Source organism: Streptomyces sp. S4.7, from assembly GCF_010384365.1.
Taxonomy (GTDB): Bacteria; Actinomycetota; Actinomycetes; order Streptomycetales; family Streptomycetaceae; genus Streptomyces.
Genome location: NZ_CP048397.1, coordinates 2,418,347 through 2,433,363, shown reverse-complemented (window position 1 = coordinate 2,433,363; position 15,017 = coordinate 2,418,347). Strand labels below are relative to the sequence as shown.

Annotated in this window: 10 protein-coding genes; 5 read left to right on the top strand and 5 right to left on the bottom strand. The window is 70.2% G+C overall.

The window, feature by feature from the left end:
• The first annotated feature begins 332 nt into the window (after nucleotides 1-332).
• Nucleotides 333-4,148, top strand: a complete 3,816-nt coding sequence (locus tag SSPS47_RS10630; protein WP_239065239.1) for an ABC transporter ATP-binding protein — start codon at nucleotides 333-335, stop codon at nucleotides 4,146-4,148.
• A 16-nt stretch (nucleotides 4,149-4,164) separates the two neighbouring features.
• On the opposite strand, the gene SSPS47_RS10625 is transcribed toward SSPS47_RS10630, so the two are convergent.
• Nucleotides 4,165-4,344, bottom strand: a complete 180-nt coding sequence (locus tag SSPS47_RS10625; RefSeq protein WP_164250541.1) for a hypothetical protein — start codon at nucleotides 4,342-4,344, stop codon at nucleotides 4,165-4,167.
• A gap of 596 nt (nucleotides 4,345-4,940) precedes the next feature.
• Between SSPS47_RS10625 and SSPS47_RS10620 the strand changes: the two genes are divergently transcribed.
• Nucleotides 4,941-5,261 (top strand): hypothetical protein, encoded by a 321-nt coding sequence (locus SSPS47_RS10620; protein WP_164250540.1) that lies wholly within the window; start codon nucleotides 4,941-4,943, stop codon nucleotides 5,259-5,261.
• Nucleotides 5,262-6,096: 835 nt separating this feature from the next.
• Here SSPS47_RS10620 and SSPS47_RS35960 read toward each other — a convergent pair.
• A complete protein-coding gene (locus SSPS47_RS35960; RefSeq protein WP_255293297.1) occupies nucleotides 6,097-6,321 on the bottom strand; it encodes a LuxR C-terminal-related transcriptional regulator in 225 nt (74 codons plus the stop codon).
• A 1,298-nt stretch (nucleotides 6,322-7,619) separates the two neighbouring features.
• Between SSPS47_RS35960 and SSPS47_RS10610 the strand changes: the two genes are divergently transcribed.
• Nucleotides 7,620-9,047 carry a S28 family serine protease gene (locus SSPS47_RS10610; RefSeq protein ID WP_164250538.1) on the top strand — a complete coding sequence of 476 codons (1,428 nt, stop codon included), beginning with the start codon at nucleotides 7,620-7,622 and terminating at the stop codon, nucleotides 9,045-9,047.
• Between the two features lie 388 nt (nucleotides 9,048-9,435).
• Here SSPS47_RS10610 and SSPS47_RS10605 read toward each other — a convergent pair whose 3' ends face one another.
• The 3 genes from SSPS47_RS10605 to SSPS47_RS10595 form a co-directional block, all read right to left on the bottom strand.
• Nucleotides 9,436-10,236, bottom strand: coding sequence for a sugar phosphate isomerase/epimerase family protein (locus SSPS47_RS10605; protein WP_164250536.1), 801 nt, complete (start codon nucleotides 10,234-10,236; stop codon nucleotides 9,436-9,438).
• Nucleotides 10,237-10,249: 13 nt separating this feature from the next.
• Nucleotides 10,250-11,224, bottom strand: a complete 975-nt coding sequence (locus SSPS47_RS10600) for a helix-turn-helix domain-containing GNAT family N-acetyltransferase (protein ID WP_164250533.1) — start codon at nucleotides 11,222-11,224, stop codon at nucleotides 10,250-10,252.
• Nucleotides 11,225-11,431: 207 nt separating this feature from the next.
• Entirely contained in the window at nucleotides 11,432-12,493 is a 1,062-nt protein-coding gene (locus SSPS47_RS10595) for a LacI family DNA-binding transcriptional regulator (RefSeq protein WP_164250531.1), read from the bottom strand.
• A 124-nt stretch (nucleotides 12,494-12,617) separates the two neighbouring features.
• Between SSPS47_RS10595 and SSPS47_RS10590 the strand changes: the two genes are divergently transcribed.
• Together SSPS47_RS10590 and SSPS47_RS10585 are read left to right on the top strand one after the other, a co-directional pair.
• The gene (locus SSPS47_RS10590; RefSeq protein WP_164250529.1) at nucleotides 12,618-13,769 is read left to right on the top strand and encodes a Gfo/Idh/MocA family oxidoreductase; all 1,152 of its coding nucleotides are present in this window, start codon (nucleotides 12,618-12,620) and stop codon (nucleotides 13,767-13,769) included.
• The gene (locus SSPS47_RS10585) at nucleotides 13,766-14,995 is read left to right on the top strand and encodes a dihydrodipicolinate synthase family protein (protein ID WP_164250527.1); all 1,230 of its coding nucleotides are present in this window, start codon (nucleotides 13,766-13,768) and stop codon (nucleotides 14,993-14,995) included. The genes SSPS47_RS10590 and SSPS47_RS10585 overlap by 4 nt, the downstream gene beginning before the upstream one ends.
• Nucleotides 14,996-15,017: the final 22 nt, after the last annotated feature.

Sequence of the window (15,017 nt, the reverse complement as noted above, 5' to 3'; positions counted from 1 at the left end):
CGACCACGCCACCCCGACCCCGCCCCGAGCCCCCGACCCGGAGGCCCCGGCGCGGCCTCCGGCCCACCGGCCGGACCCGGTCATCGGTCCTAGGTCCTCCGGCGAGCGCATGGGACCAGCGACGGGTATCTGTTGCGGTGGGATGAAATCCGCACGTGGGCGCGTTGATGCCATCCGGCAGGTGACCCACGGGGGACGCCCGCGCACCGGAACGAGCGACAGGGCAACGGGAGGCGGCAACAGTGGCGGCGGAGCGGACAGACCCGGAGCGTGAGAAGCCCGGCGAGAGTACGACGGACGAGCCGCGGACGGCGGGCTGGGCCCGCCGTCTGGTGGGCTACGCCTGGCGCTACCGGCGCAACGTGATCCTCGCCCTCGGCTCCTCCCTCGCCGGCATGGCCGTCATGGCCCTCGTCCCGCTGATCACCAAAGTCGTCATCGACGACGTCATCGGCACCGGCACCCGGTCCATCGCCGTCTGGACCAGCCTCCTGATAGTGGCGGCCCTCGTCATCTACGCCATGACCTACATCCGCCGCTACTACGGCGGACGCCTGGCCCTCGACGTCCAGCACGACCTCCGTACGGAGATGTACGGCACCATCGCCGGGCTCGACGGCCGCCGCCAGGACGAACTGTCCACCGGACAGGTCATCGGCCGCGCCACCAGCGACCTCCAGCTCATCCAGGGCCTGCTCTTCATGTTGCCGATGACCATCGGCAACGTCCTGCTCTTCATCATCTCCCTCGTGATCATGGCGTGGCTCTCGCTGCCCCTGACCCTCGTCGCCCTCGCCGTCGCACCCGCCCTCTGGTACATCGCCCGCCACAGCCGCACCCGGCTGCACCCCGCCACCTGGTACGCCCAGTCACAGGCCGCGGCCGTCGCGGGAGTCGTCGACGGATCCGTCTCCGGCGTACGCGTCGTCAAGGGCTTCGGCCAGGAGGACCAGGAGACCGGCAAACTGCGCGCCGCCGGACGCAGACTCTTCGCCGGGCGGCTGCGCACCATCAAGCTGAACTCCCGCTACACACCAGCCCTCCAGGCCGTCCCGGCCCTCGGACAGGTCGCGATGCTCGCGCTCGGCGGCTGGCTCGCCACCCGCGGCCAGATCACCCTCGGCACGTTCGTCGCCTTCTCCACCTACCTCGCGCAGCTCGTCGGTCCCGTCCGCATGCTCGCCATGGTCCTGACCGTCGGCCAGCAGGCACGCGCCGGCGTCGAGCGGGTCCTCGAACTCATCGACACCGAGCCGTCCATCCAGGACGGCACCAAGGACCTCCCCGCCGACGCCGAGGCTTCCGTCGAGTTCGACGACGTGACGTTCTCCTACGCGGACGGCCGCACCGTCCTCGACGGCTTCTCCCTGGAGATCCGCCCCGGCGAGACCGTCGCCGTCGTCGGCTCCTCCGGCAGCGGCAAGTCCACCGTGTCGCTGCTCCTGCCACGCTTCTACGACGTCACCCACGGCGCCGTCCTCGTCGGCGGCCACGACGTACGCGAACTGACGCTCGACTCCCTGCGCGCCGCCATCGGGCTCGTACCGGAAGACAGCTTCCTCTTCTCCGACACCGTCCGTGCCAACATCGCCTACGGCAAGCCCGACGCCACCGACGAGGAGATCGAACGCGCCGTCCGCGCCGCCCAGGCCGACCGCTTCATCGCCGAACTGCCCGCCGGCTACGACACCACCGTCGGCGAACAGGGCCTGACCCTCTCCGGCGGCCAGCGCCAGCGCATCGCCCTGGCCCGCGCGATCCTCACCGACCCCCGACTGCTGCTCCTGGACGACGCCACCTCCGCCGTCGACGCCCGCGTCGAACACGAGATCCACGAGGCGCTGCGCTCGGTCATGGCCGGCCGTACGACGCTCCTCATCGCCCACCGCCGCTCCACCCTCGGCCTCGCCGACCGGATCGCCGTGCTCGACGACGGACGCCTCGCCGACATCGGCACCCACGACGAACTCCAGGAACGCTCCGCCCTCTACCGGCGCCTGCTCACCGACCCCGACGAACTCGGCGGCGTGTCCCCCGGCCACACCCCGGCCGCCGTCGTCTCCACGGCCGCCGAGGACGACCGCACCGTCCAGCAGGAGCTGGACGCCGAGTTCGACGCCGAACGCGGCATCACCCCCGCCCTGTGGGAACGCCAGGAGACACCCGCCGAGGAATCGGCGGCGCCCGGCGCCACACCCGAACTCCTCGCCCAGGTCGAGGCGTTGCCGCCCGCCGACGACCTCCCGTCGATCGACGAGGCCCGCGCCGTCGGCACCGAGTCGTCGTACGGGCTGCGCCGCCTGCTGCGCGGCTTCGGCGCGCCCCTTGCCGTCAGCCTCGCCCTCGTCGCCGTCGACGCCGGAATGGGCCTGCTGCTGCCGGTCCTCATCCGCCACGGCATCGACGAAGGGGTGGAACAGCTCGCGCTCGGCGCCGTATGGGCCGCCTCGCTCCTCGGCCTGGTCGTCGTGCTCGTCCAGTGGACGGCCCAGATCGGCGAGACACGGATGACCGGCCGCACCGGCGAACGCGTCCTGTACTCGCTGCGCCTGAAGATCTTCGCGCAGCTCCAGCGGCTCGGACTCGACTACTACGAGCGCGAGTTGACCGGCCGCATCATGACCCGCATGACGACCGACGTGGACGCGCTGTCCACGTTCCTCCAGACCGGACTCGTCACGGCCTTCGTCTCCGTCGTCACCTTCTTCGGCATCCTCGTCGTCCTGCTCGTCATCGACGTGGAGCTGGCACTGGTCGTCTTCGCGACCCTGCCCGTGCTGATCGTCGGCACCGTCTTCTTCCGGCGCAAGAGCGTCAAGGCGTACGAGCTGGCGCGAGAGCGGATCAGCGTCGTCAACGCCGACCTCCAGGAGTCGGTGTCCGGGCTCCGTATCGTCCAGGCCTTCGGCCGGGAGAAGGACGGCGCGCGGCGGTTCGCCGACCGCAGCGACCACTACCGGCAGGCGCGGGTGCGCGGCCAGTGGCTGATCTCCGTCTACTTCCCCTTCGTCCAGCTGCTGTCCTCGGTGGCCGCGGCGGCGGTGCTGATCGTCGGCGCGGGCCGGGTGGAGGCCGGGACGCTGACGACCGGCGCGCTCGTGGCGTATCTCCTGTACATCGAGCTGTTCTTCGCGCCGGTGCAGCAGCTGTCGCAGGTCTTCGACGGCTACCAGCAGGCCACCGTCTCGCTCGGCCGCATCCAGGAGCTGCTGCGCGAACCGACGTCCACGGCGGAGGCGGCCACACCGCTCGACGTCCCGTCGCTGCGCGGCGAGATCGCCTTCGAGGACGTGCACTTCGCGTACGGGAACCTGGAAGGCGGCCTGGCCGAGGGCGGCGGCGCCGGCGACCCGGACGGAGCCGTCGTCCCGGCGAAGGCCCCGGCCCAGGAGGAGACCGCCCTCATGGGCGTCAACCTCCGTATTCCCGCGGGTCAGACGGTCGCCTTCGTCGGCGAGACGGGCGCGGGCAAGTCGACGCTCGTCAAGCTCGTCGCCCGCTTCTACGACCCGACGTCCGGCCGCGTCACGGCGGACGGCACCGACCTGCGCGACCTGGACATGACCGCGTACCGGCACCGGCTCGGCGTCGTACCGCAGGAGGCGTATCTCTTCGCCGGTACGGTGCGCGACGCCATCGCCTACGGGCGGCCGGGTGCCACCGACGCGGAGGTGGAGTCGGCGGCCCGCGCGGTGGGCGCGCACGAGATGATCGCCACGCTGGACGGCGGCTATCTGCACGAGGTCGCCGAGCGGGGCCGTAATCTCTCGGCCGGTCAGCGGCAGTTGATCGCCCTGGCCCGCGCGGAGCTGGTCGACCCGGACGTCCTGCTCCTGGACGAGGCGACCGCCGCGCTCGACCTCGCCTCCGAGGCCCTGGTCAACCAGGCGACGGACCGGCTGTCGGGCCGGCGGACGACGCTGGTCGTCGCGCACCGGCTGACGACGGCGGCACGCGCCGACCGGGTGGTCGTGCTGGACCACGGCCGGGTCGTGGAGGACGGTACGCACGGGGAGTTGCTGACGCTCGGCGGCTCGTACGCGCGGCTGTGGAGCAGCTTCATCGGCGAGGCAGATGCCGGGGCGGGTCCCGGGACCGGACCGGGGGCGGAGCCCGAGGAGGAGCGCGCCACCGTCGCGGGGGCGTGAGGGCGGTGCCGGGGTCTCACCACCGGAGGGTGGGGGCGCCGTCCGCGTCGAGGGTCTCCGCCGGCAGATCGTCGTAGTGGCGCAGGTCCTCGTGCCGGCCGACGAAGGACGCGAAGTCCCGCATGTGGACGGCGAGCCGGAGGGTGGCGGCACGCGCGGTTCCCCGGCGGGGGCGCGGCCGTGGCGTCCTCGTCAAGGAGGTTCGCGCCGGCGTCCGCCGTGACCTCCTCCGTACGGAGGTAGCCGGCGAGCAGGGCGCGGGCCGCGGCCGGACGGTCCACGGGAGGGCCCTGGCCGGCGGTGCCGAGACCGCGCGTGGCTGCGGAGCGCAGTTCGTGGAGTTCGCCGAGGACCCGGCCGAGGTCGAGCGCCGGGTCGCCCCCGGTGACCTCTTCGCCGGTGAGCAGGGGGGTGTGGTCACCGGCAGGGGAGGGGACCAGCCAGCCGGTGCTGGGGGCACCGTGCAGCAGGACCGCTCCTCCCCTGCCGGGTGGCAGTTGGGCGGCCTCGGACCGGTCGGCCGGCCGGGTCCACAGACGGGAGCCGAGCCGGTCGCGGGCCAGGGCACGCAGCCGGGCACGGTGCGGGGCGTTCTCCGGGGCGTTCTCCGCGGAGGCGTCGGCCGACCCCGGGAGCCAGGCCCGGAGCCGTCCTGCGCCGTGGTGGTGCCGGGTCTCCCCGAACTCCCACGGAACGTCGCGCGGTTGCCGTTGCGTCCGGCCCGCGTCCGCCAACGCCCCTGGTGGACAGCGGAAGGGGCCGTACGGCGATCCCGGCCGCCCCGTGGTCCTGATGAAGTTCCCCTCGGCCCGTCCCCTCGGCGGCGACGAACGCGCGGGCCAGCACATGCGAACGGTCCTCGACGGGCGGGTACGGGTGCGGGGCCGGTCCCGGGAAGTCCTCGGGCAGGAACGGCAGTCGGTGCAGCGAGGCCGACGTGCGGCCGGCCTCGGCAGATGTCGCCTCGGTGAACTCCTCCTCCGCGGCGAGCTCGCTGCCCGACCGGATGTCGTCGAGCATCCCGAAGACCAGCGGGCGCTGCTCCTCGTCACCACCGAGGAATTCGGGTCGAGGGAAAGGCGATTGGCCCCGATCCATCAGGCGCTCGAATGAAATGAGCCGCTGATCACGCTTCAGCAATTCCTGGGGATTTTCTTTGAGGCGCTTCACGAATACCGCGGGGCCGGTGTCGGTAACGCCGGACCAGTTGTCGTTCCGGCCCGGACAGGAGAAGACCTCCGAGGCGTCGGGAGAACCCAAGTGGAGCTGGGCGAGGAGCTGTTCGACCGATGCGTCCACGGGACTGTCGACAGCCGACGCGGAGAAGCGGCTCTGCGGATATTGAGTCTTTACGCCTGCCACATGCGTTTTCTATCGCGGGTGGCAGGCCGCGGACAACGAATTGACCGCCATCGGCCACCCCCGGCCGGGACATGGCGGGCTGGGAAACGTGCGGGACCGACGTTCGTCCCGTAGGGGCGGTGTCGGGGCCGTGGGAGGGGCCCGACACCGTACGGGTACGGGGGGGCGGTCGCACGGTCGTTCCAGGGGGGCGTACGGGCGCCGTGGACGCGAGGCCGATGCGAGGCCGATGCGAGGCCGGCGCATCCTCGGCACGTCGGCCGAACGCCGTGACCTGTCTTTCGTCGGACCGCCCACGCGGGCCAAGCAGGGAAAACCGTTCCCGCGTGGGAGGTCGTTCGAGGTTCGGACAGGTGAACGGCGGCCGGTGACGATTCCTCCGCTAACCGTCACACGACTCCACCGTTCGAGCTGCCGAACTGTCCGAACCGGTATTACGTAATCTCGTCGCCCGCGTGTGTGGGTGGTGCTGGGTGGTGCTGGGTGGTGCTGTCACGCGTGGTGCCAATCGCGCTTGTTCCGCCTTTTCTTACTGTTGCGATTGTTGTGATTGTTGCGCGGGCGCTTTTTCTTTGATGGGACGGGGTCAGACGATTCTTCGCCGTACGGCCCACACGACCGCTTCGATCGGCGTTTCGACGTCGACTCGTTCGCATATGGTCCGCAGTTTACGGCGCAGTGTGCGGTCGCTCATTCCCATCCTGCGAGCGACCTGCGCCATGGTGCAGCCCTGCGAGACAAGTTGAAGGATTCTCAAGTGATCATTTTCCAGTCCGAGGTGGGGGGCTCTGAGGACACTTCGTGGATTCACCTGTATCAACCTCACGGTCGTCCGGCGGTGAGGCGCCGGATTCCGAGATGCTCGACGGCCTGAAACAACAAGCTCGTTCACAGTGCTGCCGCCGGAAGAGCTGCTTTATCCGGTCCGGTCGAGCACGGTCCGGGAAGTGTGGATTCTCGGTCTATGCGTCAGTCAATTAATGCCCCCGTTTCACTCATCGGATCGGAGTGGTCATCCGATCGTTACGCCTGTCACGCGGGAGTCGCCTCCCCCGTGGTCGAGTCGGGCGAGGTGTCGGCCACCCGTGGCCATGACACCTCTCCACCTCGCCTCCACTTCGTATGTTCAAACGGCCCGGTGGGGGAGGTGAACAGGGTGGGATGTGATCGCCCTGTGCTGTCGACTCGTCACAGGTCGGTCCGAGGGGTCCCCGCACGGTCTCCCAGCTTCACTTTTGCGCCTTGGAGCGGGGTGTTCGGGGGTGGCGCGACACGCCCGGAATATGTGACGCAGATCACAGCATCCTTTGGGGGTTGTCGTGAGTCACTTCGGGGCGGTGATGTCCGGAACGTCGCGAGTGGGTACCTGGGAGGGGTGTGTGCCGGAGTGCTCGCCGGGATGGCCCGGCACCTCGTCGAGCCTGCCCGGAGTGTCGCCGCGACGGTCGTCACGAGGGTCGGACCCACCACTCGAACGCCCGGTTCCGAGTGGGGAGAAGAGATGCCGGGGTGGCCAATTGAGGCCATCGTGGGGAGGGTTGATAAATGGCCGAATGGCTCGATGGAACGTGTCCGGAACGCGAGTCCGAGGATGGCATTCCGGACATGGCAAGGCGCCGCGCCGGTTAGGTCGGGGAAAGGCCATGTCCTAGTTGTGTCGACCGTGTTAAGCGTCGGTGGAGGCGATCGAGTCCCCTTCGGGGGTGGTTGGGAATTACGGTCCCGAAGGCCAGGCGGCCCGTTCCGCTTTCGGGCCCGGACCGCCCTCCACTCTCCCTTCACGTATCCTTCGTGCCCCTCCGCGTTCACCTCTCCACGGCCCCTCTCCCCGCACTCCCCTCCCTGACCACGCTCCGGCCCTCGTCGGCTTCCCGGCCTCGTCGGCTCCCCGCCCGCGTCGGCTCGCCGTCCTCCTCGCGGCGCGCCTCCCGAACTCGCCTGCCGGGCCGGCCACTTCGGCCGCGCCGGCTCGACCAAGGCGCGGGCGCGGCAGGCGGAAGGCGCCGCGTTCGGAGGCGCCATCCGAGTGCGACGCCTCGTGGGGGCTGGCGGCGTGGGCACCTCCCCGGCTAGGTTCGCGGGCGTCTGTCATGAACACAGGGAGTGTGAATGCGCAAGGCGCTGAGATGGCTGCTGTCGCTCGTGCTGCTCGTCGGCACGCTGGGCACGGCCGGCGCGGCAACGGCCGCCGAGGGGAACGCGGGATCCGCGGCCCCCGACATCAAGGACCAGATCCTCGCCATCCCGGGGATGAGCCTGATCGAGGAGAAGCCGTACACCGGTTACCGATACTTCGTCCTCAACTACACCCAGCCCGTCGACCACAAGCGACCGTCGAAGGGCACCTTCAAGCAGCGCCTCACGCTGCTGCACAAGGACACCAGCCGCCCCACCGTGTTCTTCACGAGCGGGTACGGCGTGTCCACCAACCCGAGCCGCAGTGAGCCGACACGGATCATCGACGGCAACCAGGTCTCGCTCGAATACCGCTTCTTCACACCGTCCCGTCCCGATCCGGCCGACTGGTCCAAGCTCGACTACGAGCAGGCCGCGGCCGACCAGCACCGGATCTTCGGCGCGCTGAAGAAGATCTACCCGCAGAAGTGGCTCGCCACCGGTGGCTCGAAGGGCGGCATGACCGCCACGTACTACGAGCGCTTCCACCCCCGTGACATGGACGGCGTCGTCGCCTACGTCGCACCCAACGACGTGGTCAACAAGGAGGATTCCGCCTACGACCGCTTCTTCGAGAAGGTCGGCACCGCGGAGTGCCGCGCCAAGCTCAACGCCGTGCAGCGCGAGGCGCTGATCAGACGTGAGCCGCTGCAGAAGATGTACAAGGCGTGGGCCGAGGCCGAAGGCGCGACGTTCACCACCGTCGGCACGCTCGACAAGGCGTACGAAGCCGTGGTGCTCGACTTCGTCTGGGCCTTCTGGCAGTACAGCCTGGAAGCCGACTGCGCCGACATCCCGGCGGCCACCGCGTCGGACGAGGAGATCTACAACATCATCGACGCGATCTCCGGCTTCTCCTTCTACACGGACCAGGGCCTCGCCCCGTACACGCCGTACTACTACCAGGCCGGCACCGAACTCGGGTCCCCCGCCATCAAGCTGCCCCACCTGGGCGACCTGAGCCGCTACGGCTACCAGCCGCCGCGGAACTTCGTCCCGCGCGAGATCCCCATGAAGTTCAGGCCGTGGGAGATGGCGTCCGTCGACAACTGGGTCCGCCGCAACGCCAACCAGATGATGTTCGTCTACGGCGAGAACGACCCGTGGGGCGCCGAGCGCTTCCGTCCCGGCCGCGGCACGCACGACACCCACGTCTACACCGCGCCGGGCGCCAACCACGGTGCCAACGTCGCCGGTCTTGTGGCCGACGAGCAGGCGGAGGCCACGGCCCGGATCCTCGACTGGGCGGATGTCGCACCGGCGACTGTGCAGCAGGACGCCGCCAAGGCGAAGCCGCTGGCCGCGTACGACGCGAAGCTGGACAAGCAGAACATGGAGCGGATGCCGACGCTGCGTCCGTAACCCGCGAGCACGAAACCGCCACCGGCGCATACGAGGGGGCGCACCGGTGGCGGTGTGCTGCCCGGACGCAGGCGGCCTGGAGGGGGGAGTCAGCGATCGTAAGCAGTGAGCACGAGAGCCGACACCGCGCTGCGGAGAGTCGACGGGAGCGCATGGACTAGGACGGGTGGACGCTGCGGGAAGTTCCCAGGAAGCGAAGATTCCGCCTATTTCATCGAAAAGGCACGGTAAGCCGTAAGCGGGGCGATCGGACTGGCGCCTCCGGGGTGTGGGGGAGGCGGCCACGCATCCGTACCCCCTTCGGGCAACCGCCCTACGAATTCGCGGGGTTCCACCGAACCCTGGCCCCGGGCGGAGGTCCTGGCTCCGCATCTCTTCGGGTCTTCGGTCAGTGCCCCCGCGCCAGCAGTGCTTCCAGATGCTCGCGGCCCGGGATCAGCATGTCGGGGAGGTCCGCCGCTTCCGGGTACCAGCGCCGCTCGTACTCCCAGCAGAGCCACCCGTCGTCCCCGTCCCCTGCGAACAGACCGACGCACTCGCCCAACGGCAGGACTCCCGCGCCCAGCGCCAACGGCGTGGTGTCCTCGGCCGAGGCGATGTCCTTGACCTGTACGTAGCCGAGGTGGGGCGACAGCGACGCATGGCTGGTGACCGGGCGCTCCCCGCCGAGCCAGGTGTGCATCACGTCCCAGAGCGCACCCACCTGCTTGTGGCCGACAAGACCGAGGACGCGGATCGCGTCGGCGCCCGTGCGGTGGGAGTCGTGCGTCTCCAGCAGGATCCGCACCTGCGAATCCGCGGCGAGGGGGGCCGCCGCGGCCAGTCGACGGGCGGCCGTCGCGTCGGCGGCCTCCGGGTCCTGGTCGCCGCCGCCCGGGAAGACGCGTACGTACGACGCGCCCAGGTCCCGTGCCAGCCGGATCAGTTCGTGCAGGTCCTCGCTCAACTGCTCCTCGTCGCCGCCTTCCGCGGCCACCCGCACATAGCCCGCGACCGACAGGATCTCGACCCCGTGACGCTTGAACTCGTCCACCACGGCGGCCCGTTCCCGCGAACCGATGCCGGGGTGCACCGGCTCCTCCGGATGGGCGCGCAACTCCACACCTTGGTAGCCGGCCCCACTGGCGAGGGCGGCGACCTCGGGAATGGGGAGGCCGGGGACACCGAGGGTCGAGAAGGCGAATTTCACGCCGTGTTTCCTTTCACGAGGCAGAGTCCACGACGGACTCGTCGGCGAGCGGGAGCCGCCAGTCCTGGCCGACCAGGTCCGCTCCGTAGGAATGGTGCGGCTTCTCGGCGACCAGCGTGAACCCCGCCCGCACGTACAGCTTGCGAGCAGCGGTCAGTAGGTCGTTGGTCCACAACACCACCTCCCGATACCCCGCATCGCGGGCGAAACCCACAACCGCCCCGACCATTCGCTCACCCAGACCGTGCCCGCGCGCCTCGGGCTCGACCAGGAGCAGGCGCAGGCGCGCGGCGCCCGGCGCCTCCTCGTCCCGCACGCACATCACGGAGCCCACCGGCCGCCCGTCGAGTTCGGCTATCCACACCCGCTCCATCCGCTCGTCGTGATCCGCGGCGAAGTCGGCGACGATCCTGGCGACGAGGCCCTCGAAGGTGGCGTCCCACCCGTACTCCGCCGCGTAGACCGCGCCGTGCCGTTGCACGATCCAGCCCAGGTCACCCGGGACGGGATCCCGCAGCACCGGCCCCGCGCGGCTGGCGGATGCCCGGCGGCCGTCCGCGGGCGTCCCGCCCGCGCTCAGTATTTCCCTGGCCGTCCGCAACGCCTCGACGAGGCGCGGGCGTTCGTCCGGCTCGACCCGGTCCAGCAGGGCGCCGACCGCTTCACGCGACCGCTCGTCGAGCAGCGCGGCGGTCCCACGCCCCTGCCGGGTCAGGGTGATCCGCCGGCGCCGGGCGTCCTCCTGCGACGGGGCGCGCTCAACCAGCCCCTCACGCTCGAACTTGGTCAGCATTCGGCTCAGATAGCCCGCGTCCAGGGACAGCTCGGCACGGAGCTCCGCCGCGTCCGTACGTGGCGTGTGCGCGAGCTCGTACAGCAGCCGTGACTCGGTCAGCGTGTACGGCGTGTAGAGGTGCTTGCTGTAATTCAGCGCGCCGATGAGGTTGGTGTAGAAGCGGTTGAACGCGCGGACTTCTTGAATGGTCATGGTCCCCCGACCCTTCACTCATCCAATTTTTCTTGACTGAGTCAACAGTACGTCGAGGTCGCCAAGATCGGCAAGACGCTCGATCGGGTGAACCACCAGCCGGTCGTCGCCCGGCCCCACCGGCCCCATCTCCCCCTTTGGCCCCGCCCACCCCACCAACCCCCGTACGACCTACCAACCCCGCCCACCCCAACGGTCCCGCCCGGCTCAGCCCCGTGGTGGCGCCGTCGAGGCCCGCGCCATCAACTCCGCGGCGATCGTCGCGATCCCGCCCGGTGGCGGGGCCTCCGTCCCCATCGCGAGCCGCCCGGCTCGTGCCCCCGCCTCGTACAGGGGCAGCCGCACCGTCGTCAGTGCCGGTACCGCGTCGACCGAGAACGGCAGGTCGTCGAAGCCCGCCACCGAGATGTCCTCGGGGATGCGCAGCCCCTGGTCACGCACCGCCGCGCAGGCGCCGAGCGCCACCGTGTCGTTCGCGGCGACCACCGCCGTCAGATCCGGCGAGCGCCGCAGCAACTCCAGCGTCGCCTCGTAGCCCGAGCGCCGGTCATAGGGGCCGTGCACCGTCAGCGGGCCCTGGTCCTCGGTCAGTCCCGCGGCGGCCAGCGCCGACCAGTGGCCCTCCAGCCGGTGCCGGGTCGTGGTCCGCTCCGCCGGCCCCGCGACATACCCGATCCTGCGGTGCCCAAGAGCCAGCAGATGCTCGGTCAGTCGCCGCCCGCCGCCCCGGTTGTCGAACGCCAGCGACGCGACGACCGCGCTGCTCCCCGGCAGCGGGGGCCGCCCACACAGCACGACGTGCGTTCCCGCGTCGGCGAGTTTGGCCAGTTTGGCGGACATCGCCGCGATATGAGTGGGGTCCTCAAGTGCCCCGCCGGTGAGGATCACGGCGGCGGCCCGCTGGCGCTGGAGGAGGGTGAGATAGGTCAGTTCCCGCTCCGGGGAGCCGCCCGTGTTGCAGACGACCGCGAGTTTCTCGCCGCCCGCCCGCCCGGTTCCCTCCTGGCCGCCGATCTCTGTCTGCGCGGCCCCGGCCATGATCCCGAAGAACGGGTCGGCGATGTCGTTCACCAGGATCCCGACCAGGTCCGACGTGGCGGCGGCGAGCGAACTGGCCGGCCCGTTCAGCACGTAGTCGAGCTCGTCCACCGCCCGCAGTACGCGCTCCCTGGTGGATGCGGCCACCGGGTAGTTGCCGTTCAGCACACGGGAAACGGTGGCGGGCGACACCCGGGCGCGGGCCGCCACATCGGCCAGGGTGACTGTCATCGGCGGTTCCTCCGGAAGGTGGGTGATGCGGTGGATCGGCGCCGGACTCTTGTCCGGTCGCTTTCGGCAGGCTAGCTTCATACCCTATAGAAAGCGCTTGCTACGGCCGTATGGAGGGAACTTCGTGACACGCAGGACAGTGCGGATCGCCATGAACGGCGTCACGGGGCGGATGGGGTACCGGCAACACCTGGTGCGCTCCATCCTCGCGATCCGGGAACAGGGCGGACTGGACCTCGGCGACGGTGAGGTGCTGTGGCCCGAGCCCGTCCTCGTCGGGCGCCGTGAACACGCCCTCAGGGAGGTCGCGGAGCGACACGGCCTCACGGAGTGGTCCACCGACCTCGACACCGTCCTCGCCGACGACACCGTCGACATCTACTTCGACGCGCAGGTCACCTCCGCGCGGGTCGAGGCCATCAAGAAAGCCGTTGCTGCCGGGAAGCACATCTACACGGAGAAGCCGACGGCGACCGACCTCGAAGGCGCTCTCGACCTGGCCCGCCTCGCCCAGAGCGCCGGCATCAAGCACGGTGTGGTCCAGGACAAGATCTTCCTGCCCGGCCTGCTCAAGCTGAAGCGCCTCATCGACGGCGGCTTCTTCGGCGAGATCCTCTCCGTACGGGGCGAGTTCGGCTACTGGGTCTTCGAAGGCGACTGGCAGGAGTCGCAGCGACCCTCCTGGAACTACCGGACCGAGGACGGCGGCGGCATCACCGTCGACATGTTCCCGCACTGGGAGTACGTCCTGCACGAGCTGTTCGGCAGGGTCAACTCCGTCTCGGCGCACATCACCACACACATCCCGCGCCGCTGGGACGAGCAGGGCAAGCCGTACGCGGCCACCGCCGACGACTCCGCCTACGGGATCTTCGAGCTGGAGGGCGGCATCGTCGCCCAGATCAACTCCTCCTGGGCGGTACGCGTCAACCGCGACGAACTCGTCGAGTTCCAGGTGGACGGCACCCACGGCTCGGCGGTCGCCGGCCTGCGCCGCTGCCGCGTCCAGCACCGCAGCGCCACCCCCAAGCCCGTCTGGAACCCGGACCTGGCCGCCACCGAGTCCTTCCGCGACCAGTGGCAGGAGATCCCGGACAACACCGAGTTCGACAACGGCTTCAAAGCGCAGTGGGAGCTTTTCCTGCGCCACGTCGCGCTCGGCGAGCCGTACCGCTGGGACCTGCTCGCCGGCGCGCGCGGCGTACAACTCGCGGAACTCGGGCTCAAGTCCTCGGCGCAGGGACGGCGCTTCGACGTACCGGAGCTCTCACTGTGACCACCCGGACCACACCCCCCACGGCGTCCGGCGCTCCCTCCGTAAGGAAGCCGGGCCAGGGGCTCCGGCTCCCGGACGCGGACGGCAGGCTGCGTACGTACGTGCCGCGCCGGGAACCTGCCGCCTTCGTCACCAAGGGCGCCGACGCCGCTCCTCTCGTCTCCCGTACGGTCTTCTCCGCCGCGCACGTCGTGGCCGACCCGTACGCCGACAGCAGCCCCGGAGCGCCGGTCGTCGTCGACTGGGACACCACGCTCGCCTTCCGCCGCCATCTGTGGTCACACGGCCTCGGGGTCGCGGAGGCCATGGACACCGCGCAGCGCGGCATGGGCCTGGACTGGGCGGGGGCGGCCGAGCTGATCCGCCGTTCGGCGGCGGAGGCGCGGTCCACCGGAGGCCTGATCGCGTGCGGGGTGGGCACCGACCAACTCGCGCCGGGAGCACACTCTCTGGAGGAGGTGCGGGCGGCGTACGAGGAACAGCTCGCGCTCGTCGAGGAGACCGGCTCCCGGGCCATCCTGATGGCCTCACGCGCGCTCGCCGCGGCGGCCGAGGGGCCGGAGGACTATCTGGCCGTCTACGCCCATCTGCTGCGGCAGGCGGACGAACCCGTGGTGCTCCACTGGCTCGGCCCGATGTTCGACCCGGCGCTGGAGGGCTACTGGGGCAGTTCGGACCTCGACGCGGCCACCGAGACGTTCCTCCAGGTCATCTCCGAACACCCGGACAAGATCGACGGGATCAAGGTCTCGCTGCTGGACGCGCGGCGCGAGGTCGAGCTGCGCCGGCGTCTCCCGCAGGGCGTGCGCTGCTACACGGGCGACGACTTCAACTACCCCGAACTGATCGCGGGCGACGAACGCGGCTTCAGTCATGCGCTGCTGGGCATCTTCGACCCGCTCGGGCCGGTGGCCGCCGAAGCCGTCCGTGTCCTGGACACGGGCGACGCGAAGGGATTTAGGGAACTGCTCGATCCCACGGTCGAGCTGTCGCGTCATCTCTTCCAGGCGCCCACCCGCTTCTACAAGACGGGTGTGGTGTTCCTGGCCTGGCTGGCGGGCCACCAGGATCACTTCGCCATGGTCGGCGGCCTCCAGTCGGCCCGTTCGCTCCCGCATCTCGCGCGGGCGTACGAACTGGCGGACGGGCTGGGCCTGTTCCCGGACCCGGTGGCGGCCGAAGACCGGATGAAGTCCCTGCTCGGCGTGTACGGAGTCGACCAGTGACGGACCTGAACGAGACGACCGA